This window comes from Teichococcus coralli (assembly GCF_009829925.1).
GTDB classification, from domain to species: Bacteria; Pseudomonadota; Alphaproteobacteria; order Acetobacterales; family Acetobacteraceae; genus Pseudoroseomonas; species Pseudoroseomonas coralli.
Genome location: NZ_SNVJ01000002.1, coordinates 300,471 through 323,581, shown reverse-complemented (window position 1 = coordinate 323,581; position 23,111 = coordinate 300,471). Strand labels below are relative to the sequence as shown.

The following is a 23,111-nucleotide window of genomic DNA, read 5'->3' as shown; positions in this document are numbered from 1 at the left end:
GCTCAGTCCACCTTGGCGCCGGACCGTCGGACCACCTCGGCCCACTTCTTCACCTCGGCCTGAACGAAGGCCTCGAAGGCCGCCGGGGTGGTGCCGCCATCGGGCGTGAGGCCAGGTTTCATGCCGCCGAGATCGGCGAGCTTCGCCCAGGTCTCCGGCTCCTTCACGACAGCATCGATCTCGGCGCCCAGCTTCTCGATGATCGGCCGCGGCGTCTTCGCCGGTGCCTGCACGCCGAACCAGCCTGTCGCCTCCACGCCGGGAAAGCCGGCCTCGGCCGTGGTGGGCACGTCCGGCAGGGCGGGGCTGCGGGTGGCGGTGGTGACGGCCAGCGGGCGCAGCCGCCCGTCGCGGATATGGCCGATTGCGGAGGGCAGGTTGTCCACGCCCACCTCGACGCGGCCTGCCATGATCTCGGCCAGCATCGGCCCGGCGCCGCGGAAGGGCACGTGCGTCATCTGGATGCCGGCTTCCATCTTCAGCAGTTCGCCCGTCATGTGCAGCGAGGTGCCGGCGCCGGAGGAGCCGTGGTTCAGTTCGCCGGGCTTCTTCTTCGCCAGCGCGACCAGTTCGGCCAGCGTCTTCACCGGCAGCGAGGGCGTGACGAAGATGACGTTCGGCACCTTGATGAGCAGGCCCACGGCGGCGAGGTCCTGCGGCTTGTAGGGCATTTCCTTGCCATACAGCTCATAGTTGATCGCGCCCGAGGAGACCGTCTGCATCAGGATGGTGTAGCCATCCGGATCGGCCTTCGCGACAACGTCGGACCCGATGTTGCCGCCGGCGCCACCACGGTTCTCCACCGGGAAGGGCTGCCCGAGGCGCTGCTGCAGGCGGGTGGCCAGGATGCGTGCGGCGATGTCGGTGGTGCCGGCGGGCGCGAATGGCACCACGAAGCGCACGGGGCGGCTCGGCCAGCTGGTCGTGGCGCCGGGCTGAGCCAAAGCCGTGCCAGGGCGCAGCGCCGGGGCGAGTGGCAGGAGGGCGGCGGCGCCGAGCAGGGCACGGCGATGCAGCAGGGTCATCGGGTCGTCTCCTTCCGGGCGGCGCGGGTCTCGATCGCCGGCGCCTCGTCCGGATGGCCTGTTCCTGCCGCATCCCGCCAAGGTTCGGCAAGACATCCCGGTGCCGGTGCCGGTGCCGGTGCCGGTGTCGGTGCCGGCGGCGGCGGGCGCAGCGCCACCGCCTGCCTGGCCGCATCCCAGCGCCAGCAGGGCGCCCCGGCGGCGAGCCGGATGCCGCCGAGCCGGCGCGCGGGCGGGCGCAGTGGCGGCCGGTCGCGCCTCCTGGCCAGGCGGCACGGCCCGCCTCGGTCAAACACCGCTCCTCCCGCGCCCAGGTGATAGCCCCGCAGGTGACCCCTGCCGCGCGGCGCGCGCCAGGTCCTTGGCGCCCTTGCGTCGCGGGTCGAGATCGAGGCGGAACGGGAGCGCGGCGCGCGGAAGGGGCGCTTTAGTCACGGCGAGGGCCCGCTTTCTCAGGTCCGTGTTCGCGCGCGGACCGAAAAGGGGCGTCGCAGGAGGGTCCGCCAGGGCCGAGCGTCACGGGGGCAACCCTGACCCGGGCCGGGCGCCAGGAGCAGCCCGATCCTGGCCGCCTGTCAAGTGGCAGGAGCCGAAGGGTCCGGGGGGTGGAGACCCCCGGCCCTCCTTGCCTTACCGGACGGGATGAACGCCCATGGCCGTGGTCTGTTCGTCCACGCGCGGCGTGTAGGTCAGCCCCCGGCGCAGACCCCAGACGCTCTTCTGAGTGTGCAGCGGAATCACCGCGACGTCCTCCATGGCGACGCGCATCGCCTCCTGCAAAAGCTTCTCGCGCGCCTCGTCATCGAAGGTGGCAAGGCCGCGGTCGGTGATCTCGTCCATCTTCCCATTGGCGTAGCGGCCGTAGTTGGCGAGGCCGCGGCCGGGCTTGCCGCGCGAGCCCAGCACGGCGCGCAGCGAGGTGGAGGGCTCGCCGGTGCTGTTGCTCCAGCCCAGCAGGTAGGCCGAGGCGTCGAAGCGGTTCAGCCGGCCGATGACGGTGGCCAGCGGCTGCGCGTCCACGCTGGTCTTGACGCCGATGCGGGACCACATCTGCGCCACCACCTGCTGGATCTGCTCGTCATTGACGTAGCGGTCGTTCGGGCCGCGCAGGGTGATGGTGAAGCCGTTGGGATAGCCCGCCTTGGCCAGCAGCTTCCTGGCGCGCGCCGGGTCGTAGGGCGGCACCGGGATCGAGGGGTCATGGCCGAAGGCGCCTGGCGGCATGAACTGCCCGGCGGCGACGGCGGCATCCTCCATCACCCGGCTGACAATGGCGGGGCGGTTGACGGCAATGGACAGCGCCTCGCGCACCCGCCGGTCCTGCAGCGGGTTCTTGTCGAGCTTCTCGCCATTGGGTCCGCTGAGGTCGGGCGAGCCGTCCTCGCGGAACACGTCGAGCCCGATGAAGATCAGGCGCAGGCTGGTGCCCTCGACGACGTTGAGCCTGTCCTCCTTGCGCAGGCGCGCCAGGTCGGCGGTGGGCACGTTGTCGATCATCGCCACGTCGCCCGAGAGCAGCGCGGCGACGCGCGAACCGGCCTGGGTGATGATGCGGTAGTCCACCTTCGCCCATTGCGGCTTGCCGCCCCAGTAGGCGTCGTTGCGCGCCATCTCCACCCGGTCGTTCGGGCTGTAGGAGACGAAGCGGTAGGGCCCGGTGCCGATCGTCGCCTTGCCGCTGTTGAAGTCGGAGGAGGGTGGGTTCTCGCCCAGCGAGTGCGGCAGGATGAAGATCTGCGCGAGGTCGTTGGGCAGCAGCGGGTAGGGCGTGTTGGTCTTGAAGCGGACCGTGCGCGGGTCCACCACCTGCACGTCGCTGATCGCGCGGGTATAGACGGCGAAGGAGCTCGGGCTCTGCACCTGCGGCACGCGCTTCAGCGTGTAGGCGACATCCTCGGCCGTCAGCTTCTCACCGTTGTGGAAGGTGACGCCGTCGCGGAGCTTGAACTCCCAGGTGGTGTCGTCGATCAGCGTCCAGGATTCGGCGAGGCCGGGATGCAGGCGCGAGTTCTCGTCGCGCTCCACCAGCGCCTCGAACATGTGCGCCGAGAGCATGATGTTCGGCGTCAGCGTGTAGTAGTGCGGATCGATGCTGGCCGGCGGCGCGCTCACGCCCATGGACAGCGCCTGCGCCAGCGCCGGGCGTGCCGCCGCCGGCGCCAGGGCCAGCAGCGCCGCCCCCAGCAGGGTGGCCTTCATCCGGCTCATGCGCGCTCCTCCCGGGACCAGCCCAGCTCCTCCTGCACCAGGCTCGCCCAGTAGGCGGCGCCGAGAGCCAGGGCCTCGTCGTTGAAGTCGTAGAGCGGGGTATGGACGTTGTGGAAGCTGCCGTCCGGGTTCACCCCGTTGCCGATGCGCATGAACACGCCCGGCTTCTTCTGCAGCATGAAGGCGAAGTCCTCGCCGCCTGTGCTCATCGGGAACTCGCCGACCTTCGCCTCGCCAACCAGCGCGCCGGCGGCGGCGACCGCCACCGGCACCTTCTCGGCGGCGTTGACGGTGGGCGGGCAAAGCGCGTCGTAGGCGAATTCGGCGGTGGCGCCGTGCGCGGCGGCCAGGGTCTCGGCCAGTTCCTGCAGGCGGCGCTTGATCACCGCCTGCGCCTCCGGGCGAAAGTAGCGGGCGGTGCCGCGCACCACCACCTTGGCCGGCATGACGTTGGGCGAGCCGAAGGTGCCGCCCTCGACATGACCGACGGAAAGCGCCGCGCTCTCGGTGGGCTTCAGGTTGCGCGGCAGGATGGTCTGCACGGCCAGCAGGAACTGGCCGAGCACCACCGTCAGGTCCGAGGCCAGGTGCGGCGCGCCGCCGCCATGCCCGCCATTGCCGTTGAAGGTGACGGTCCAGAAGTCGGCGCCCGCCAGGATCGGGCCGGGGCGCGTGGCGAACTCGCCCACCGGCAGGCCGGGCGTGTTGTGCATGCCGTAGACCGAATCCACGGGGAAGCGGTCGAACAGCCCGTCCTTGATCATCGCCGGCGCGCCGGTGCCGGCCTCCTCGGCGGGCTGGAAGATGAAGTGCACCGTGCCGCCGAAATCCGGGTTCCTCGCCAGGTACCTGGCGGCGCCGAGCAGCATGGTGGTGTGGCCGTCATGCCCGCAGGCATGCATCTTGCCCGGCACCTCGGAGGCATAGGGCAAGCCGGTCTGCTCCTGGATGAACAGCGCGTCCATGTCGGCGCGGAGCCCGATGGCGCGCTGCCCGGGCCGCTTGCCCTTCAGCGTGCCGACGACGCCGGTCTTGCCGATGCCGGTCTCCACCTCCAGCCCCCATTCGCGCAGCTTGCCGGCCACCAGGGCGGCGGTGCGGACCTCCTCGAAGCGGGTCTCGGGGTGGCGGTGGATGTCCCGCCGGATCTCGACGAGTTCGGGCTCGAAGGTCTTGATGTCGTCCAGGATATCCTGTCGCACGGCGCGCGGTCCTCGGCGTGGAGAAAGCAGGCAAACTGATCCGCCGCCGCGACCGGGTCAACCCGCGCCAGGCGCGATGTTGGACAGGCGTCCATCATGGTGGATATACCGCCGCGTCCGAGGGAGCCATGCCATGCCCGAGATCCACGACGCCGCCGAGGCCGACCTGCCCGCCATCCTGGCCATCTTCAACGGGGCCATCCGCAGCACCACCGCGGTCTGGCACACCCAGGAGACGACGCTGGAGGCGCGCCGCGCCTGGATGCGGGAACGGCAGGGGCGCGGCCTTCCGGTGCTGGTGGCGGTGGAGGCCGGCACCGTCCGGGGCTTCGCCTCCTATGGCGACTTCCGGCCCTTCGCCGGCTACGCGCTGACGGTGGAGCACTCGGTCTATGTCGATCCGGCCGCGCAGGGGCAGGGCATCGGCCGCGCCCTGCTCGCCGCCCTGGTGGCACGGGCCGAGGCGGCCGGGCTGCACGTCATGGTCGGCGGCATCGAGGCAGAGAACCAGGCCTCCATCCGGCTGCACCGTGCGGCCGGCTTCACGGAGGCAGGGGTGCTGCGGCAGGTCGGGCGCAAGTTCGACCGCTGGCTGGACCTGCTCTTCATGCAGAAAATCCTCTCCGCCCCGGGGCGATGAGAAAGGCCCGGGGATGGAACTCCCCGGATGCCCATCTCGCTTCCTCGGCCTCAGGCGCCGCGGGTGAAGAGCGGGTCGTTCTCCAGCAGGATAGGCTGCCCATGCGGGGTGGCATGCGCGGCGCGGTCCCAGGCCGCCTGGCGCTGCGCCAGCAACGCGGCGCCGGCCACGCCCTTGCGGGCCACCATTGTTTCCAGGGCCAGGAGCCAGTGCCGGTAGTAGGTGTCGCCGAGGTCCGGGTCACCCTCGGCCTGCGCGGCGCGGATCGCCTCCCCCAGGCACTCCGCCCATTCGCTCCAGGTGAACAGGCCCCGCTGGTGCAGCGCCACCGTCATGGCGAAGGCCGAGGCTTCCCAGGGCTCGCGGAACACCGGCTCCTCGGCGCAGCGGGGCAGGGGAGCGACCGGCTCCAGCGCTGCCGTCATGGCGTTAAGCGGCTTCAAGGTAGCTTTCCCAGGCGTCGATGGAAACGGAAAGGCTCGGATCGGCTCCTTCGCCCCACAACTCCGGCCCGGTGAAGCGGACCGTGTAGAGCCATTGCGGGTGCTCGCCCTGCCGGTGGGCGTTGGTGTCGGGAAAGACAAAGACGCCGCGCACCGCCTCCACCACGCCCTGCTTGCCCCGGGCGTAGCGGGGCAGGCGGGTGTGATGCGCCGGGTGGAACACCCTGGTCCGCACCGCCGCACCAACGGCGAAGGCGGCGGGCGCCTCGGCCGGGCGCGCATACTGCGTGCCGGCAGCCAGGGTCCTGGCCACCTCCCCGGCATGCAGCACGCGCGGCACCGGCCGCGCGGGCGCCTCCGCCTGTCCGTCGCGGAGTTCCTCGCGGCTGACCAGCCCGTCCGCCAGGAGCTGGTTCGCCAGCGCCTTGGTCCAGATCTCATAGTAGGAGGAGGACAAATACTCGGCCGGCGGCAGGGATTCCCGCGTGTGCCGCATCGTGTCGATGTTCCACACGCCCATCGCCCCTGTGGCGAGGGTGATGGCCAGCGCCCGCTTCTCCCATTCGGCGTGGAAGCGCAGCTCCTCCGGCTCCGGCGTCACCGGGCCGAAGCCCATCATGCCGCCGAGATCCTGCGCGCCGTTCATGCCGCCACCCCGCCAGGCGCCCGGGCCAGTCCGGTGCCGATCATGGAGTCCCGCGTCACGAGGTCGGCCAATGCCTCCTCGCTCCAGCCCTCGGTGCCGGCGGGGCGCATGGGCAGCACGAGGTAGCGGATCTCGGCGGTGGAATCCCAGACGCGGAGGCGCGTCCCCTCCGGCAGGGTGACGCCGAAATCCGCCAGCACGCCGCGGGGGTCGATCACGGCGCGGGAGCGGTAGGCCGCGCTCTTGTACCAGACCGGCGGCAGGCCCAGCACCGGCCAGGGATAGCAGGAGCACAGCGTGCAGACGACGAGGTTGTGCTCTTCCGGCGTGTTCTCGACCGCCACCATGTGCTCGCCCTGCCGCCCGCCGAAGCCGAGCGAGGCGATGGCCGCCGTGGCATCCCGCCGCAGCCCGTCGCGGAAGGCGGGGTCGGCCCAGGCCTTGGCCACCACCCGCGCGCCGTTGCGAGGGCCGATGCGCGTCTCGTAGGTCTCGATGATGGCGTCAAGCGCGTCCGGCTCGACATAGCCCTTCTCGACCAGCACCGATTCCAGCGCGCGGACGCGCAGCGCCGTGTCCGAGAGCTCGCTGTGGTCGTGTTCGTGATGGTGCCCGTGCGGGCCGTCATCGGAAGCGTGCATGGCGGGAGCCTCCCGGCGCGGTGGGTCTCTGCCCCCCACTCTACCAGCCCTGCCGCCTTCGTCCATCGCGCCCGGCAGGCGGTTATTCCGGCGGGTAGATGTCGCGGCAGGCGTGCCAGGTGGCATGCCCGATCAGCGGCAGGGCGATGGCGAGGCCGAGGAACAGGGGCACCATCGCCAGGCCGGTGAACAGCACGATCAGCCCTGCCCAGAGCGCCATGGCGCGCCAGTTCAGCATCACCCCGTGCCAGGAGGCGATGATCGCCTCCGGGGTGGAGATGTCGCGTTCCACCAGCATCGGGATGGCGAGCGCCGAGATGCCGAAAGCCAGGGCCGCCAGCAGGAAGCCGCTGCCGGTGCCGACCAGCAGGAACGGCAGCAGCTTCTCGGCGCGAAGCATGGCCAGCGGCAGGGTCTCCAGCGGCGGCGCGAAGCCCGGGCCGAAGCAGAGCGCGAAGATCAGCCCGGCCAGTTGCACCCAGAACAGGTGCAGAAGCAGCAATGCGACGCCCATGAAGGCGAGTTGCCCGCCATGCCGGCGGAAGCCCTGCATCGCCTCCGCCCAATTCGTCTCCAGCCCCGCCTCCCGCCGGCGGGAGACCTCGTAGAGGCCGGCGGCGAGCAGGGGGGCGACGAGAAAGAAGCCGGCACTCAGCGGCAACACCAGCCACAGGGTCTGCAACCGCTGCGCCAGGAGTGCCAGCGCCCAGCCGGCAAGGGTGAGCGCCGCGCCGTGGGTGAGGCTGATCGCGGGCGAGGCCCAGAGGTCGTTCCAGCCGGCGGCGAGCCAGGCCCAGGGGCGGTCCTGCGCCACGCGGCGCGGTTGTGCGGCGGCGCGAAGAACGGGCGTGGCCTGGCTTTGCATGGCGATGACCTCCCTGCGGCTCCCGTAACCTAATGCAACCGGGCCGCTGAAAACTTGATCCGCGTCAAGGACAGGCCCGTGCCGCCTGGGCTTCCTTGCGCGCAATCCCGTGCATCGGCCTCGCCAAGCGCGGCCGCTGAGGGGCGGATTCCCCCACGACCAGACCGGAGACATCCCCGATGCCCGAAGGAGGCCACGCCGCCAGCCTCGCCGCACAGACCGGCGCCTGGCGGCAGGATTCGTACGTGGACGGGCCGATCCGCGCCATGGCGGTCGCCACCCTGTTCTGGGGTGTGGTGGGCTTCCTGATGGGCGTGCTGATCGCCTCGCAGCTTGCCTTCCCGCTGCTGAACCTCGACCTCGAATGGACCACCTTCGGCCGGCTGCGGCCGGTGCACACCAGCGCGGTGATTTTCGCCTTCGGCGGCAACGCGCTGATCGGCACCAGCCTCTACGTCGTGCAGCGCACCTGCCGGGCGCGCCTGTTCGGCGGTGAGGAGATGGGCTGGTTCCTCTTCGCCGGCTACAACTTCTTCATCGTCATGGCGGCGCTCGGCTACGTGCTCGGCGTGACGCAGGGCAAGGAGTACGCCGAGCCGGAATGGTACGTGGACCTCTGGCTGACGGTGGTCTGGGTCGCCTATCTCGTGGCGTTCGGCGGCACCATCCTGCGGCGCGAGGAGCCGCATATCTACGTGGCGAACTGGTTCTACCTCGCCTTCATCGTCACCATCGCCATGCTGCATATCGGCAACAACTTGGCGCTGCCGCTGCCCGGCCATGCCAAGTCCTACGGTCTCGCCTCGGGCGTGCAGGACGCGATGATCCAGTGGTGGTACGGCCACAACGCGGTGGGCTTCTTCCTGACCGCCGGCTTCCTCGGCATGATGTACTACTTCATCCCGAAGCAGGCGGAGCGGCCGGTCTATTCCTACCGCCTCTCGATCATCCACTTCTGGTCGCTGATCTTCCTCTACATCTGGGCGGGCCCGCACCACCTGCACTACACCGCGCTGCCGGACTGGGCGCAGACGCTGGGCATGGTGTTCTCCGTCATGCTGTGGATGCCCTCCTGGGGCGGCATGATCAACGGCCTGATGACCCTCTCCGGCGCCTGGGACAAGCTGCGCACCGATCCCGGCCTGCGCTTCTCCGTCACCGCCGTCGGCTTCTACGGCATGAGCACCTTCGAGGGGCCGGTGATGTCGGTGAAGGCGGTGAACAGCCTCTCGCACTACACCGACTGGACCATCGGCCACGTGCATTCCGGCGCCATGGGCTGGGTCGGCTTCATCACCTTCGGCGCCATGTACTGGCTGGTGCCGCGGCTCTGGGGAAGGACCGAGCTGTACTCGAACAAGCTCGCCGCCTGGCACTTCTGGGTCGCGACGCTCGGCATCGTCCTCTACATCACCGCGATGTGGGTGTCCGGCATCATGCAGGGCCTGATGTGGCGCTCCTACGACGAGCTCGGCTTCCTGCAGTACTCCTTCGTGGAGACGGTGGCGGCCATGCACCCCTACTACGTCATCCGCATGCTGGGCGGCGTGCTCTACCTGAGCGGCGCGCTGCTGATGGTCTACAACCTCTGGCGCACCGTGACGGCGCGGGCCGAGGAGGCGCCGCTCGCGCCGCCGCTCCCCGCCGCCGCCGCCGTGCCGGCCGAGTGAAGGAAACGGGCCGATGTTCCGCCGCTTCAGCCACGCGCTGATCGAGAAGAACCTGATCCTGCTCGGCGTGCTCACGCTGATCACCGTCTCCATCGGCGGGCTGGTGCAGATCGTGCCGCTCTTCGCCGTGGAGACCACCATCGAGCGCGTGCAGGGCATCCGCCCCTACACCCCGCTGGAGCTGATGGGCCGCAACATCTTCGTGCGCGAGGGCTGCTACACCTGCCACAGCCAGATGATCCGCCCCTTCCGCGACGAGGCGGAGCGCTACGGCCACTACAGCCTCGCGGCCGAGAGCATGTACGACCATCCCTTCCAGTGGGGCAGCAAGCGCACCGGGCCGGACCTGGCGCGCGTCGGCGGCCGCTATTCCGACGACTGGCACGCCGCGCATCTGCGCAGCCCGCGCGCCGTGGTGCCGGAAAGCGTCATGCCGCCCTACGCCTTTCTCGACCGTCCGCTCGAGTATGGCGACATCCAGGACCACCTGCGCGGCCAGCGCGCCGTCGGCGTGCCCTACACGGATGCGATGATCGCCAGCGCCAGGGCCGACCTGGAGGCGCAGGCGAAGCCGGACGAGGACCCCACGGCCTTCTCGCGCCGCTATGCCCGTGCGCGGCAGGCCGCCTTCGACGGCAACGGCCGCGACATCACCGAAATGGACGCGCTTATCGCCTATCTGCAGATGCTCGGCACGCTGGTGAAGTTCGGCGACGTCACGCCCGAGAGCGTGCGGCAGCAGTGAGGAGGGATTGATGGACCTGTTCGCTCTCTATCCGCTGCTGAAGGCCGCCTGGGTGGTGTGGTTCTTCGCGCTGTTCAGCTTCATCCTGTTCCGGGTGCTGCGTCCCGGCCGGCGCCAGGCCTACCAGATGCTGGCCGACATCCCCCTGCGTGACGAGGCGCCGCGCGCGCGGCAGCCGCAACGGAGCATCTGACGATGCCGACCAAGATCGAGAAGGATGCGGTCAGCGGCACGCTGACCACCGGCCACGAATGGGACGGCATCAAGGAGCTGAACACGCCGTTGCCGAAATGGTGGCTCTACGTGTTCTACGCCACCATCGCCTTCGCCGCCGTGTGGGTGGTGCTCTATCCGGCCCTGCCCATCCAGGGCGCCACCGGCCTCACCGGCTGGACCGCGCGCGGCGCCATCGAGCAGGAGATGGCCGAGCACGCGGAGCGGCTCGAGCCCCGGCTGGCTGCCATCCGCGATGCGGCGCCGCAGGAGATCCTGGCCGATCCGGAACTGCGCAACTTCGCGCTCGCCGGAGGCCGCGTCGCCTTCGCCAACAACTGCGCCGCCTGCCATGGCGCGGGCGGGCAGGGTGCGCAGGGCGGCTTCCCCAGCCTCGCCGACGACGACTGGCTCTGGGGCGGCAAGCTCGCCGACATCCGCCAGACCATCGCGCACGGCATCCGCAACGCCGAGGACGAGGCGGCGCGCACCACCATGATGCCGCGCTTCCTGGCCGACGGGCTGCTGAGCGCGGCGCAGGTGAACGAGGTGGCCGAGCACGTGCTGAGCCTCTCCGGCCGCGCCACCGATGCCGCCGCGGCGCGGCGCGGCGCCGCCGTCTTCGCCGAGAACTGCTCCAGCTGCCACGGCAATGACGGCCGCGGCAGCCGCGAGCTGGGCGCGCCCGACCTGGCCGACCAGATCTGGCTCTATGGCGGGGACAAGGCGGCCGTGGTGCAGTCCGTCTCCTACGCCCGTGCCGGGGTGATGCCGGCCTGGGGCGGGCGCCTGGACCCGGCGGTGGTCAACATGCTGACCGTCTATGTCCATTCCCTTGGCGGTGGCGAGCCGGAGTAAGGCACGATGAGCCGGATCGACCCCGGGGGTGTGGCGCACGTCGCCGGCGGCGAGGCGGGCTCGCTCTACGCCGCCGGCCAGAAGGTCTATCCCAAGGCGGTGCATGGCCCCGTGCGCCGCGCCAAATGGGCGATCCTGGCCGCTTGCCTGGCGCTCTACTACCTCGTGCCGTGGCTGCGGTGGGACCGTGGCGCGGGCATGCCGGACCAGGCGGTGCTGGTGGACATCGCCAACGCCCGCATCTTCCTGCTCTGGATTGAGATCTGGCCGCAGGAGATCTACTTCCTCACCGGCCTGCTGGTGCTGGCGGCGATCGGCCTCTTCGCCGTCACCAGCCTGTTCGGCCGCGTCTGGTGCGGCTTCGCCTGTCCGCAAACGGTCTGGACCGACCTCTTCCTCTGGGTGGAGCGGCGCATCGAGGGCGACCGCAACGCCCGCATGAGGCTGGATGCCGCGCCGACGACGCGCGGCAAGGCGCTGCGCAAGCTGGCGAAGCACGCCGCCTGGCTGGTCATCGCGGCCGCGACCGGCGGCGCCTGGATCATGTACTTCCAGGACGCCCCGACGGTGACGCGGGACATCCTGACCGGCGGCGCCAGCCTGGAGACCTATGTCTTCTTCGGCCTGTTCGCCGGAACGACCTACACACTGGCCGGCTGGGCGCGAGAGCAGGTCTGCACCTACATGTGCCCCTGGCCACGCTTCCAGGCGGCGATGCTCGACGAGAACTCGCTCGTCGTCAGCTATCGCGGCTGGCGGGGCGAGCCGCGCGGCAAGGCCAAGGCCGCGGGCGTCGGGGACTGCGTGGATTGCCGCGCCTGCCTGCATGCCTGCCCGACCGGCATCGACATCCGCGATGGCCAGCAACTCGAATGCATCGGCTGCGGCCTCTGCATCGACGCCTGCGACGAGGTGATGCGCAGGCTGAGCCGCCCGGCTGGCCTGGTCGCCTTCGAGACGCTGGCCAACCTCGCCGCCAGCGAGGCCGCCACCGCGGGGATCGCTCCCGGCCCGGCGCGCCAGGTCCGCGGGATGAAGGCGCGCCAGCCCGTCCGCTTCTCCCGCCCGCGCACCTGGCTCTATGCCGGCGTGCTGGGGGCGGTGGCGGCGGTGATGCTCGGCGCCTTCCTGCTGCGCCCGACGGCGACGCTGGCCGTGTTGCGCGACCGCGCGCCGATCTTCGTCCGCCTCTCCGACGGCGGCATCCGCAACGCTTATACGCTGAAGCTGGAGAACCGTACCCGCCCCGATGCCGCCCTCGCGCTGGTGTTGGACGCACCGGAAGGCTTCCGGCTCGTGGTGCAGGACAGCGCCGCCGATGCCGAAGCCCGGCCGTTGCTGGCGCTGCGGCAGGATGGCATCACGCAGTGGCGCGCGCTGGTCACCGCGCCCGCGGGTGCCGGCCTGCCGGAAAGCACGCCGGTCCGCTTCCGGCTGCTCGATGCCGCGGGCCATACGGTGCTGGCCGAGCGCAGCGTCTTCCTGGCGCCGAAATGAGGAAAACGCCGATGTCCGTGCTCCTGCCCGCCCAGCCCCGCCGCAGCGGCTGGATTCCCTGGGCCTTCGCCGGCGGCATGGGCGTGGTGCTGGCGGTCAACGCAGTGCTGGTCTGGGCGGCGGTTTCCACCTTCACCGGCGTCTCCGTCGGTCACGCCTATGACCGTGGGTTGGCCTACAACGACGTGCTCGCCGAGACCGCGCGGCAGCAGGCCCTCGGCTGGCATGCCAGCGTGGTGCTGGATGTGCGCACCCTCGTCGTCTCCGTCCAGGACGAGGACGGGAAGCCGGTGGCCGGCACGATCTCGGGCGTGCTGGTGCGGCCGGTGGAGGGCACGCGCGTGCCGCTCGGCTTCAGGTCGGTCGCACCGGGCCAGTTCCGTGCCGCCGCCGAGGTGCCGAGGCACGGGCAGTGGGAGGCGCAGCTGCGGCTGACCGGCCAGCAAGGCGACCGGTTCGACATCCGCGGGCGGGTCTTCGTTCGGTGATTGCGCTGGGTCGCATCCAGCCCGGCGGTGAAGAGGGCGACGCCGCTGGCGTGTCTTCGGCTCCCGCCGCGGCCTGCGCCCACTGCGCTGCGCCGTTGCGGGCCGGCGCGGCCTCTCGTTTCTGCTGCGCGGGCTGCGAGGGCGCGCATGCGCTGGTGGCCGGGCTCGGCCTCGATGCCTTCTACCGGCGGCAGGAAACCGCCGCCGGCACGCTGCGCCCGCCCGAGGCACCGCCGGAGACCGATTTCGCCGCCCTGGCCCGCCCCGGGAAGAGCGGCGAGCACAGCCTGGAACTGATGGTCGCCGGACTGACCTGCGGCGCCTGCGTCTGGCTGGTGGAGCAGGCCCTTGCCGCCGGTCCGGACATGCTGCGCGCCCGCGCCAGCCTTTCGGCCCGGCGCCTGACGCTTCTCTGGCGCGGCCCCGCCGCGCGCGCCAACGACTTTGTCGCGCTGATCGCCCGGCTTGGCTTCCGCGCCGCGCCCTGGTCGCCCGCCTGCCTGCGCGCCACCGAGGACGCCGAGGGGCGCGAACTGCTGCGCGCGCTCGGCATCGCCGCCTTCGGCATGATGAACGTCATGCTGGTCTCGGTCGCCGTCTGGGCCGGCGCGGACATGGGCGAGGCGACGCGCGCCCTGATGCACTGGCTGGCGGCGCTGATCGGCCTGCCGGTGGTGCTGGTGGCGGGCATGCCCTTCTACCGCTCGGCCTGGCGCACGCTGCGCGCCGGGCGGCCGAACATGGACCTCGCCGTTTCGCTTGGCGTGCTGGCCACGGCGGCCATGTCGCTCTCCGAGACGCTGCGCAACGGCGCCTATACCTGGTTCGACGGCGCCACGGCGCTGCTGGCCCTGCTGCTGGCCGGCCGCGTGCTGGACCGCGCCGCCCGCCGCCGCGCCCGCCAGGCGGTGGCCGAGCTGCTGGCCCTGCAGGAGGGCACGGTGCAGCGCCTGACGCCCGATGGCCGCGCCGAGCATGTGCCGGTGGCTGCCATCCGCGCCGGGGAGCGCGTGCTGGTCGCCGCCGGGGAGCGGCTGCGGCTGGACGGCGTGCTGGAAGGGGAGGAGGCGCTGCTCGACACCGCCGCCACCACTGGCGAGAGCCTGCCGCGCCGCGTTCCCGCGGGCGCGCCGCTGGCGGCGGGCGGCGTCAATCTCGGCAACCCCTTCACCCTGCGCGTCACTGCCGCCGCCGCCGACGGCTCGCTCGCCGCCATGGCGCGGCTGCTGGAGCGGGCGGAGCAGGCGCGCGGCCGCTTCGTCTCGATCGCCGACAAGGCGGCGCGCCTCTACGTGCCGGCCGCCCATGCGGTGGCGCTCGGCACCTTCCTGGGCTGGTGGCTCTGGGCGGGCGTCTCCTGGCAGGCGGCCCTGGTGCCAGCGGTGGCGGCGCTGATCATCACCTGCCCCTGTGGCCTCGCCATCGCCGTGCCGGCGGTGCAGGTCGTGGCCGTGGGCGCCCTGTTCCGCCGCGGCGTGCTGGTCACCTCGCCGACCGCGCTGGAGCGGCTGGCCAGCGCCGGGCATGTGGTCTTCGACAAGACCGGCACGCTGACCGAGGGCCGCCCGGTGCTGCTGGATGAGCCCGGCCGGCCGGCCTCCGCCCTGGCCGAGGCCGCCTCGCTCGCCCGCGCCTCCCGCCATCCGCTGGCGCGCGCCCTGGTCGCCGCCTGCCCCGATGCGCCGCCGGCTCCCGCTGGGGTGGTGGAGGTGCCGGGCCAGGGGATGCGCCGCGGCACGACGCGGCTGGGCAGTGCCCGCTTCGCCGGCGTGGCGGGGAGCGACGAGGGGCTGACGCTCTGGCTCGCGCGACCCGGCCTCTCCGCCGTGCCCTTCCGCTTCGCCGACCGCCTGCGCCCCGACGCGGCTCCCGCCGTGCGGGCGCTGCGTGACCTCGGCCTGGAGCCGGAGCTGCTTTCCGGCGACGGCCCGGATGCCGTCGAGGCGGTGGCCGAGGCGGCGGGCATCGGACCCTGGCAGGCCCGCGCGACGCCGGCGGGCAAGGCCGAGCGCATCGCCGCGCTGGCCGTCGCCGGCCGGCGGCCACTGATGGTGGGCGATGGCATCAACGACGCGGCCGCCCTGGCGCTGGCGCATGTATCCGCCGCGCCGCAGGGCGCCACCGACCTCGCCCAGACGGCCGCCGACCTGGTGCTGCGCGGCGAGGAGCTTGCCGTGCTGCCCTTCGCCGTGCGCGTGGCGCGGCGGGCGCAGCGGCTGGCGCGGCAGAACATCGGCCTGAGCCTGATCTACAACATGGTGGCGGTGCCCTGCGCCGTGCTGGGCTACGCCACGCCGCTGATCGCGGCGCTGGTGATGGCCTCCTCCTCCCTCCTCGTCATCCTCAATGCCCTGCGGGCGGGAAGGGCGCCGGCATGAACGCGCTGCTGCTGCTGGTGCCGATCGCGCTGCTCCTCGGCCTGCTGGCGCTGCTGCTCTTCCTTTGGACGCTGCGCACCCGCCAGTACGACGACCTGGACGGCGCCGCCGCCCGCATCCTGTTCGACGACACCCACCCCAAGCGAGGCCGCCGATGAGCCCCACCCGCGTCTTTTTCGTGATCTTTTCCGGGCTGATCGCCCTGGTCGGCCTGCTCGGCGCCGGCACCTCGGTGGAGGGGCCCTTCACCCTGTTCTGCCTGTCGCTGTTTCTCTTCGGCGTGCTCTTCGCCCTGTTCCTGGTGAAACGCAGCTTCGACGAGGCCGAAACCGCGCCGCGCGCCTGACCGGCCCGGCCGCCATGCGCGGCGCGTCCGGCAAGGCGCGGGGAGATGGTCCCTCCCAAATCCCCGCCGCCGCGACCGGACCCGTCGCGGGCGCGGCCGCATCCCTCCCTTGGCGATTTGGCAACCCTTTTGTCGTTGACGCCGCACGGCCGGCCCCCCAAGTTCCCGTGCCCTTTCCGCAACCTGGGAAAACCCGACTGATGCCTGCGATCACGTTGCCCGACCAGTCCGTCCGCGTCTTCGACGGAGCCGTGACGGGCACCACCGTGGCCGCCGCCATCGGGCCGGGCCTCGCCAAGGCGGCGCTGGCCATGAAGGTGGACGGCAAGCTGCGCGACCTCGCCGCGCCGATCGAGCAGGACGCCGAGATCCGCTTCATCACCCGCAAGGACCCCGAGGCGCTGGAGCTGATCCGGCACGACGCCGCGCATGTGCTCGCCGAGGCGGTGCAGGAACTCTTTCCCGGCACCCAGGTGACGATCGGCCCCGCCATCGAGAACGGCTTCTACTACGACTTCGCGCGCAACGAGCCCTTCAAGCCGGAGGACTTCCCGGCGATCGAGGCCAAGATGCGCGAGATCGTCTCGCGGGACGCGAGCTTCCAGCGGGAGGAGTGGCCGCGTGACGAGGCCATCCGCTTCTTCGAGGAACGGGGCGAGCGCTACAAGGCCGAGCTGATCCGCGACCTGCCGGAGAGCGAGGTCATCTCGATCTACCGCCAGGGGTCCTGGCTCGATCTCTGCCGGGGGCCTCACATGCGCTCGGCCGGCGATGTCGGCACCGCCTTCAAGCTGATGAAGGTGGCCGGTGCCTATTGGCGCGGCGACCACCGCAACGCCATGCTCAGCCGCATCTACGCGACCGCCTGGCGCGACCAGAAGGAACTGGACGCCTATCTCCACCAGCTGGAGGAGGCGGAGAAGCGCGACCACCGCCGCATCGGCAAGGAGATGGACCTGTTCCACCTCCAGGAGGAGGCGGCCGGCAGCATCTTCTGGCACCCCAAGGGCTGGCGCCTCTACACCACGGTGCAGAACTACATGCGCCGGCGGCTGGACGACGCGGCTTATCAGGAGGTGAAGACCCCGCAACTGGTGGACCGCCGCCTCTGGGAGGCCTCCGGCCACTGGGAGAAGTACCGCGAGCACATGTTCCTCGCGACCGTCGACGACGAGTCGGAGAAGGACCGCGTCCTGGCGCTGAAGCCGATGAACTGCCCCTGCCACGTGCAGATCTTCAACCACGGCCTGCGGAGCTACCGCGAGCTGCCGATGCGCATGGCCGAGTTCGGCTCCTGCCACCGCTACGAGCCCTCGGGCGCGCTGCACGGCATCATGCGGGTGCGGTCCTTCACGCAGGACGACGCGCACATCTTCTGCACGGAGAACCAGATCGCCGCCGAGACCGTGGAGTTCGTGGCGCTGCTCTCGCGGATCTACCGCGACTTCGGCTTCGAGAGCTTCCGCGTGAAGTTCTCGGACCGGCCGGAGAAGCGGGCGGGCGACGACGCGACCTGGGACCGCTCCGAGGGGGCGCTGAAGGAAGCCTGCCGCATCGCCGGCGTGGAGTACGAGCTGAACCCGGGGGAGGGCGCCTTCTATGGCCCGAAGCTGGAGTTCGTGCTGCGGGACGCCATCGGCCGCGACTGGCAGTGCGGCACGCTGCAGGTGGACTTTGTGCTGCCTGAGCGGCTGGACGCGGTCTATGTCGGCGAGGACGGCGCCCGCCACCGTCCGGTCATGCTGCACCGTGCGATCCTGGGCAGCTTCGAGCGTTTCCTCGGCATCCTGATCGAGGAGCATGCCGGGCGCTTCCCGCTCTGGCTGGCGCCGACCCAGGTGGCCGTGGCCACCATCGTGGACGAGGCCGCCCCCTTCGCCCGCGAGGTGGCCGCCGCCTTGCAGAAGGCCGGGCTCTCGGTCGAGCTGGACCTGCGCAACGAGAAGATCAACCGCAAGGTGGTGGACCAGATCGAGGCGCGCGTCCCGGTCCTGGCGGTGATCGGCCGGCGCGAGGCGGAGGAGGGCAAGGTGGTGCTGCGCCGCCTGCCCGGGCGCGAGCAGGTGACGGTGACGCTGGCCGAAGCGGTGGCCACCCTTGCAGCGGAGGCCACGGCGCCCGATCTGAAGCCCGTTGTAGAGGTTGCAGCGGCCTGACCGCTGTACCATAAGATAGACCCAAACCGTTTCGTTCCAACAGCGACAGGAGCCGACTCTGGCCCGAGGCCCTATTCCGAACCAGCTGCCCGCCCGCGATGGACCGCGGGTCAACGAAGATATTCGCGTCCCGCAGGTCCGCCTGATCGATCAAGACGGCGAAATGATCGGCGTGATGAGCGCGCGCGAAGCGCTGTTGCGCGCCTATGACCTGGGCATGGATCTTCTGGAGATCAGCCCGAATGCCGTGCCCCCGGTGTGCAAGATCACCGACTACGGCAAGTACAAGTACGAGCAGCAGAAGAAGGCCAACGAGGCCCGCAAGAAGCAGAAGATCGTCGAGATCAAGGAAATCAAGGTTCGTCCGAACATTGATGACCACGACTACGACGTGAAGATGCGCGCGGCCAAGTCCTTCATCGAGGAAGGCGACAAGGTGAAGGTCACCCTGCGCTTCCGCGGCCGTGAAATGGCCCACCAGGATCTGGGCGTGAAGGTTCTGGAGCGCATCCGCACCGAGCTGGCCGAGATGGCCAAGGTCGAGCAGATGCCGCGCCTGGAGAACCGCCAGATGATCATGGTGCTGGCGCCCAAGTAAGCGGGCCGGGCCGGAGGTCGCCCTCCGGCCAAGCGCGCTGGCGCGGCTTCTTCTTCCGCCCATGCTTCGGTCCCGCCCATGCTTCGGTCCCGGCCGAGGCATGCACCGCCAGCGGCTGCTATGATGCTCCTTCCATCAGGAGGTGAGCCTTCCATGAACCGCCTTTCCACCTGCTTTCGGACCCAAGGCCCGGATTGGGCCTCCACCGCGCCCAGGTCCTGGCGCGCGCGATGATCGCCGTCATTTTCGAGGTCTGGCCCGCTGAAGGGCGCCGGCAGGACTATCTCGACCTTGCCGCGGCCTTGCGAACGGAGCTGGAAAGCACCGAGGGCTTCCTGGGGGTCGAACGCTTCTCCAGCCTGAGCGAGCCGGGCAAGCTGCTCTCCCTCTCCTTCTGGCGTGACGAGGCTGCTCTCGTCGCCTGGCGCAACCGGCCTGCCCACCGTGCCAGCCAGGCCGCCGGCCGCGGAGGCGTGTTCGCGAACTACCGGCTGCGCGTGGGTGCCGTTCTGCGGGACTATGGCATGGGCGAGCGCGACGCGGCGCCAACGGACAGCCGCGCCGCGCTCGGCGCCTGAGGCGGGCTCAGCCCTCCGCCGGCGCCGCGCCGCCCTTGCGGTCGGGGAAGCGGAGGTCGAGACCGCGCGCGCGCCAGCCGGCCTCGATCAGCGCGCGGTCGGTCAGGCCGGCCGGGTCGGCCTTGCGCGGCGCGAAGGCCAGGGCGGGCGCGCGCTCCCGCCGCCAGATGCCGAGCAGCCGGCGCAGCTCGGTGAGGGGCACCGTATGGTCGTCCACCCGCAGGTCGAGGTCGGGAAAATCCTCGGTGGTGACCAGCTTCATCGCCGCCGACTGCCGGCCGCGGCGGTCGCCGCCGGCCGCCTCGCCGGCATCGAGCGCCAGCATGAGGCGCTCCGGCAGGGGCAGGGAGGCGGCGGAGGCGAAGGTGGCTGCCGTCTCGCCCACCACCGCCGGGCCGGACAGCATGTTGCCGGCGACGCTGAAGCCAGGGCCGGACTGGCTGCCCGCCCATTCGACGCAGCTCGCGCCGGTCCAGGCGGCGCTCTTGCCGTGGCGGTCCACGGCATGGATCTGCCGCAGGTCGCGCCCCTCGTCGCCGGCAAGCGCACCCTGGATGGCCGCCGCGGGGGAAAGGCCGCGCGCCATGCCGTCCAGCACCGCAGGGCCGAGGTAGCGATTGGTGAAGGACTGGGTGGAGACGGCGCCCACGCCGGCCCGGACGTAGGGACAGGAAGCCCCGACGGCGAAGGCGCAGGTGGTCACCGCCACGGCGAAGGCGCCGCTCTCTGGGTCATGCGCCACGATCGACCAGGTCATCGCCGACGGATTCCTTCCGGTTGCACGCCGCCAGGGTGGCGGCAGCCGCCCGGCGGGATCAAGTGGGCGCCCGCCGCAACTCTGTTGCGCGGCGCGAAAGTCTTGTCTTGGGCACGTTGTTGTGGTGCAAGCTGGCCCATGGCCGACCTCTCCTCCCACGACCGCATCCTGATCCTCGACTTCGGCAGCCAGGTGACGCAGCTGATCGCGCGCCGCGTGCGCGAGTCCGGCGTCTATTGCGAAGTCTGGCCCTTCACGGCCGATGCCGCGCGGATCCAGTCCTTCGCGCCCAAGGGCATCATCCTCTCGGGCGGGCCGGCCAGCGTGGCGGAGGAGGGCAGCCCCCGTGCCCCGCAGGTGGTGTTCGGGATGGACATTCCCGTGCTCGGCATCTGCTACGGCCAGCAGACCATGTGCGCCCAGCTCGGCGGCACCGTGGCACGGGGCGATCATCAGGAATACGGCCGCGCCTATGTCGAGGTGCGGGAGGCCTGCGCCCTGACGCGGGACGTATGGTCCCCCGGCGCGCGCGAGCAGGTCTGGATGAGCCATGGCGACTATGTCTCGGAACTCCCCGAAGGCTTCCGCATCGTCGCCACCAGCGAAGGCTCGCCGCTGGCGATGATCGCCGACGACGCCCGGCACTTCTACGGCATCCAGTTCCATCCCGAGGTGGTGCACACCCCGCATGGCGCCCAGCTCCTGAGGAACTTCACCCATGGCGTCTGCGGCTGCGGGGGAGACTGGACCATGGCGGCCTTCCGCGCCGAGGCCATTGCCCGCATCCGCGCGCAGGTGGGCGAGGGGCGCGTGGTCTGCGGCCTTTCCGGCGGCGTGGATTCCTCGGTGGCGGCGGTGCTGATCCATGAGGCGATCGGCGACCAGCTCACCTGCATCTTCGTGGACCACGGCGTGATGCGTGCGGGCGAGGCGGAGCAGGTCATTCGCACCTTCCGCGACCGCTTCAACATCAAGCTCGTGCACCGCGACGCCTCGGATCTTTTCCTTGGCCAGCTCGAAGGCGTCACCGACCCGGAAAAGAAGCGCAAGACCATCGGCCGGCTGTTCATCGAGGTTTTCGAGGAGGAGCAGGCGAAGATCGGCGGCGCCGAGTTCCTGGCCCAGGGCACGCTCTATCCGGATGTGATCGAGAGCGTCTCGGCCACCGGCGGCCCTTCCGTCACCATCAAGTCGCACCACAATGTCGGCGGCCTGCCGGAGGATATGCGGATGCGGCTGGTCGAGCCGCTGCGCGACCTGTTCAAGGACGAGGTGCGCGCCCTTGGCCGCGAGCTGGGCATGCCGGAGGAGATCGTCGGCCGGCATCCCTTTCCGGGGCCGGGCCTGGCCATCCGCATCCCCGGCGAGGTCACGCGGGAGAAGGTGCAGATCCTGCAGAAGGCCGACAGCATCTTCCTGGAGGAGATCCGCGCCGCCGGCCTCTACGACGCCATCTGGCAGGCCTTCACCGTGCTGCTGCCGGTGCGCACCGTGGGCGTGATGGGTGATGGCCGCACCTACGACCAGGCCTGCGCCCTGCGCGCCGTCACCTCGACCGACGGCATGACGGCCGATGTCTATCCCTTCACCATGGAGTTCCTGACCCGTGTGGCGGGGCGCATCGTGAACGAGGTGCGCGGCATCAACCGCGTGACCTACGACATCACCTCGAAGCCGCCCGGCACCATCGAGTGGGAATGAGGGGAGGACCGGCGGCAACCGCGCCGGCCTTCCTTCGCTGCCCGCGGTCGGCACCCGCTTTCCCGCGGCGACAGTTCCGGCGCGGCGAAGCGAGCCTGGGAGAATGCGGGGCCTTCGGGGCCTCGCTCGTGCCTTTGGAGAGTTCGGCCACCCCGCGCGCCTGACGGCCGCCGATGGCGCAGTGATACCGCCCGGCGCGGCGGCTCAGCTTTCCGGCCGCAGCCGTTCGGCCACGACGATGCCGACCGCGCCCGCCAGCATCAGGGCCGCCATCGGCCGCGCGGTACCGTCGGCGAAGTGGCTCAGCAGCACGCCGCTGGTGCCGGCGACGCTGAACTGCAGCGTTCCCATGAGCGCGGAGGCGGAGCCTGCCTGGATGGCGTGCCGGCTGAGCGCCCCCACGGCGGCGTTCGGCATCACCAGCGCGCAGCAGGACATCGCCACGAAGACGGGTGCGATGACGGCCAGCCAATGCGTCGGGCCGCTGAAGGCGATCGCGGTGAGCGCCAGGGCCGCCGCCAGGATGACGATGCCGGCCAGCCGCACCAGGCGCCGCGGCCCGAGGCGCAGCAGCAGGGGCGGGTTGAGCTGCGAGAAGAGGATGAAGCCGGCGGCATTCACGCCGAACAGGATGCCGAAATGCGTCGGCGCCATGCCGAACATGCCGACGAACACCGCTGCCGAGCCGCCGACATAGGCGAACATGAGAAACATGGCGGCGCAACCCATCGCCACATGGGTCAGGAAGCTGCGCTCGCGCAGGATCTGCAGGTAGCGCAGCAACTGCGCGGCGGCGCCGAGGCGCAGGCGGCGCTCGGCGGGGAGGGTTTCCGGCAGCAGCCGCCACACCAGCAGAAAGGAGCAGACGGAATACACGGCGCCGAACCAGAAGATCGGCCGCCAGCCGCCCACCGAGAGCATGAGGCCGCCCAGGCTGGGCGCCAGGATCGGCGCCGCGCCCATCACCAGCATCAGCTTGGACATCAACCTGGCGGCCGCGTGCCCGTCGGCCAGGTCGCGCACCACCGCGCGCGGCAGCACCATGCTCGCCGAGCCTCCGAAAGCGGCGACGCAGCGGAAGAACGCCAGCATCTCGATGCTTGTGGAGAGCGCGCAGCCGGCCGAGCCCAGCATGTAGACAGCCAGCCCGGCAAGCAGGGGGCGGCGCCGGCCAAGCCGGTCCCCCAGCGTCCCCTGCACCAGCTGACCCACGGCGAGGCCGAGGAACCAGGTGGCGAGGGTCAGCTCGGCCGAGCCGGCTGCCGTGCCGAAGCCGGCCTCGATGGCCGGAAAGGAAGGCAGGTACATGTCGGTGGAGAGCGGCCCGATCGCTGTCAGGAAACCGAGCAGCAGAGGTAGCCAGGCAGGCATGAACAGATCCGGCGAGGGGATGTGGCGGGGCAGGCGCAGCGACGTGCCGCGGTGCAGCGACGCCCAAGGATGAAGGGAGAGGAGC

General features: G+C 71.0%; 23 protein-coding genes. 14 read left to right on the top strand and 9 right to left on the bottom strand.

The annotated features are described in order from the left end of the window. Positions 1-2 precede the first annotated feature (2 nt). The 3 genes from E0493_RS03585 to E0493_RS03575 all read right to left on the bottom strand — a co-directional run bounded on the left by E0493_RS03585 (position 3) and on the right by E0493_RS03575 (position 4,435). Positions 3-1,025: a Bug family tripartite tricarboxylate transporter substrate binding protein gene (locus E0493_RS03585; protein WP_160935535.1), complete on the bottom strand. Its 1,023-nt coding sequence runs from the start codon at positions 1,023-1,025 to the stop codon at positions 3-5. Positions 1,026-1,655: 630 nt separating this feature from the next. Further along, positions 1,656-3,233: an ABC transporter substrate-binding protein gene (locus E0493_RS03580; RefSeq protein ID WP_160935534.1), complete on the bottom strand. Its 1,578-nt coding sequence runs from the start codon at positions 3,231-3,233 to the stop codon at positions 1,656-1,658. Next, complete coding sequence (locus E0493_RS03575) at positions 3,230-4,435, bottom strand: M20 aminoacylase family protein (RefSeq protein ID WP_160935533.1); 1,206 nt, start codon at positions 4,433-4,435, stop codon at positions 3,230-3,232. The genes E0493_RS03580 and E0493_RS03575 overlap by 4 nt, the downstream gene beginning before the upstream one ends. A gap of 133 nt (positions 4,436-4,568) precedes the next feature. Here E0493_RS03575 and E0493_RS03570 point away from each other — a divergent pair, with 133 nt between their 5' ends. After that, complete coding sequence (locus E0493_RS03570) at positions 4,569-5,075, top strand: GNAT family N-acetyltransferase (protein ID WP_160935532.1); 507 nt, start codon at positions 4,569-4,571, stop codon at positions 5,073-5,075. Between the two features lie 50 nt (positions 5,076-5,125). Here the strand turns inward: E0493_RS03570 and E0493_RS03565 are convergent, their stop codons facing one another. The 4 genes from E0493_RS03565 to E0493_RS03550 form a co-directional block, all read right to left on the bottom strand. Beyond that, the gene (locus tag E0493_RS03565) at positions 5,126-5,518 is read right to left on the bottom strand and encodes a nitrile hydratase accessory protein (RefSeq protein WP_235913562.1); all 393 of its coding nucleotides are present in this window, start codon (positions 5,516-5,518) and stop codon (positions 5,126-5,128) included. Next, entirely contained in the window at positions 5,505-6,164 is a 660-nt protein-coding gene (nthB, locus tag E0493_RS03560) for a nitrile hydratase subunit beta (RefSeq protein WP_160935531.1), read from the bottom strand. Before nthB ends, E0493_RS03565 begins: the two co-directional genes overlap by 14 nt. After that, positions 6,161-6,805, bottom strand: coding sequence for a nitrile hydratase subunit alpha (gene nthA / locus E0493_RS03555; protein ID WP_160935530.1), 645 nt, complete (start codon positions 6,803-6,805; stop codon positions 6,161-6,163). Before nthA ends, nthB begins: the two co-directional genes overlap by 4 nt. An 82-nt stretch (positions 6,806-6,887) precedes the next feature. Continuing rightward, positions 6,888-7,670, bottom strand: coding sequence for a DUF2189 domain-containing protein (locus tag E0493_RS03550; protein ID WP_160935529.1), 783 nt, complete (start codon positions 7,668-7,670; stop codon positions 6,888-6,890). Positions 7,671-7,849: 179 nt separating this feature from the next. Between E0493_RS03550 and ccoN the strand changes: the two genes are divergently transcribed. From ccoN to E0493_RS03490, 12 genes are all read left to right on the top strand, one after another. After that, complete coding sequence (gene ccoN / locus E0493_RS03545) at positions 7,850-9,340, top strand: cytochrome-c oxidase, cbb3-type subunit I (RefSeq protein WP_160935528.1); 1,491 nt, start codon at positions 7,850-7,852, stop codon at positions 9,338-9,340. 13 nt (positions 9,341-9,353) lie between these two features. Continuing rightward, complete coding sequence (ccoO, locus tag E0493_RS03540; protein ID WP_160935527.1) at positions 9,354-10,085, top strand: cytochrome-c oxidase, cbb3-type subunit II; 732 nt, start codon at positions 9,354-9,356, stop codon at positions 10,083-10,085. Between the two features lie 10 nt (positions 10,086-10,095). Beyond that, positions 10,096-10,278 carry a cbb3-type cytochrome oxidase subunit 3 gene (locus E0493_RS03535; RefSeq protein ID WP_160935526.1) on the top strand — a complete coding sequence of 61 codons (183 nt, stop codon included), beginning with the start codon at positions 10,096-10,098 and terminating at the stop codon, positions 10,276-10,278. Positions 10,279-10,280: 2 nt separating this feature from the next. Next, positions 10,281-11,156: a cytochrome-c oxidase, cbb3-type subunit III gene (gene ccoP, locus E0493_RS03530; RefSeq protein ID WP_160935525.1), complete on the top strand. Its 876-nt coding sequence runs from the start codon at positions 10,281-10,283 to the stop codon at positions 11,154-11,156. A 6-nt stretch (positions 11,157-11,162) separates the two neighbouring features. After that, positions 11,163-12,653 (top strand): cytochrome c oxidase accessory protein CcoG, encoded by a 1,491-nt coding sequence (gene ccoG / locus E0493_RS03525; RefSeq protein ID WP_160935524.1) that lies wholly within the window; start codon positions 11,163-11,165, stop codon positions 12,651-12,653. A gap of 11 nt (positions 12,654-12,664) precedes the next feature. Further along, positions 12,665-13,141, top strand: coding sequence for a FixH family protein (locus tag E0493_RS03520; protein WP_160935523.1), 477 nt, complete (start codon positions 12,665-12,667; stop codon positions 13,139-13,141). Positions 13,142-13,296: 155 nt separating this feature from the next. Beyond that, a complete protein-coding gene (locus E0493_RS03515; RefSeq protein WP_367614448.1) occupies positions 13,297-15,519 on the top strand; it encodes a heavy metal translocating P-type ATPase in 2,223 nt (740 codons plus the stop codon). Continuing rightward, entirely contained in the window at positions 15,516-15,677 is a 162-nt protein-coding gene (gene ccoS / locus E0493_RS03510; protein ID WP_160935521.1) for a cbb3-type cytochrome oxidase assembly protein CcoS, read from the top strand. Before E0493_RS03515 ends, ccoS begins: the two co-directional genes overlap by 4 nt. Continuing rightward, a complete protein-coding gene (locus tag E0493_RS03505; RefSeq protein ID WP_160935520.1) occupies positions 15,674-15,865 on the top strand; it encodes a hypothetical protein in 192 nt (63 codons plus the stop codon). Before ccoS ends, E0493_RS03505 begins: the two co-directional genes overlap by 4 nt. A 200-nt stretch (positions 15,866-16,065) precedes the next feature. Further along, positions 16,066-18,021: a threonine--tRNA ligase gene (gene thrS, locus E0493_RS03500; RefSeq protein WP_160935519.1), complete on the top strand. Its 1,956-nt coding sequence runs from the start codon at positions 16,066-16,068 to the stop codon at positions 18,019-18,021. A gap of 85 nt (positions 18,022-18,106) precedes the next feature. Next, the gene (gene infC / locus E0493_RS03495) at positions 18,107-18,619 is read left to right on the top strand and encodes a translation initiation factor IF-3 (RefSeq protein WP_160935630.1); all 513 of its coding nucleotides are present in this window, start codon (positions 18,107-18,109) and stop codon (positions 18,617-18,619) included. Positions 18,620-18,849: 230 nt separating this feature from the next. Beyond that, positions 18,850-19,197 (top strand): antibiotic biosynthesis monooxygenase family protein, encoded by a 348-nt coding sequence (locus E0493_RS03490; protein ID WP_160935518.1) that lies wholly within the window; start codon positions 18,850-18,852, stop codon positions 19,195-19,197. A 7-nt stretch (positions 19,198-19,204) separates the two neighbouring features. On the opposite strand, the gene E0493_RS03485 is transcribed toward E0493_RS03490, so the two are convergent. Then, positions 19,205-19,954, bottom strand: coding sequence for a DUF1028 domain-containing protein (locus E0493_RS03485; protein ID WP_160935517.1), 750 nt, complete (start codon positions 19,952-19,954; stop codon positions 19,205-19,207). Positions 19,955-20,092: 138 nt separating this feature from the next. Here E0493_RS03485 and guaA point away from each other — a divergent pair, with 138 nt between their 5' ends. Next, the gene (gene guaA, locus E0493_RS03480; protein ID WP_160935516.1) at positions 20,093-21,655 is read left to right on the top strand and encodes a glutamine-hydrolyzing GMP synthase; all 1,563 of its coding nucleotides are present in this window, start codon (positions 20,093-20,095) and stop codon (positions 21,653-21,655) included. 204 nt (positions 21,656-21,859) lie between these two features. On the opposite strand, the gene E0493_RS03475 is transcribed toward guaA, so the two are convergent. Further along, positions 21,860-23,026, bottom strand: coding sequence for a multidrug effflux MFS transporter (locus E0493_RS03475; RefSeq protein WP_160935515.1), 1,167 nt, complete (start codon positions 23,024-23,026; stop codon positions 21,860-21,862). Positions 23,027-23,111: the final 85 nt, after the last annotated feature.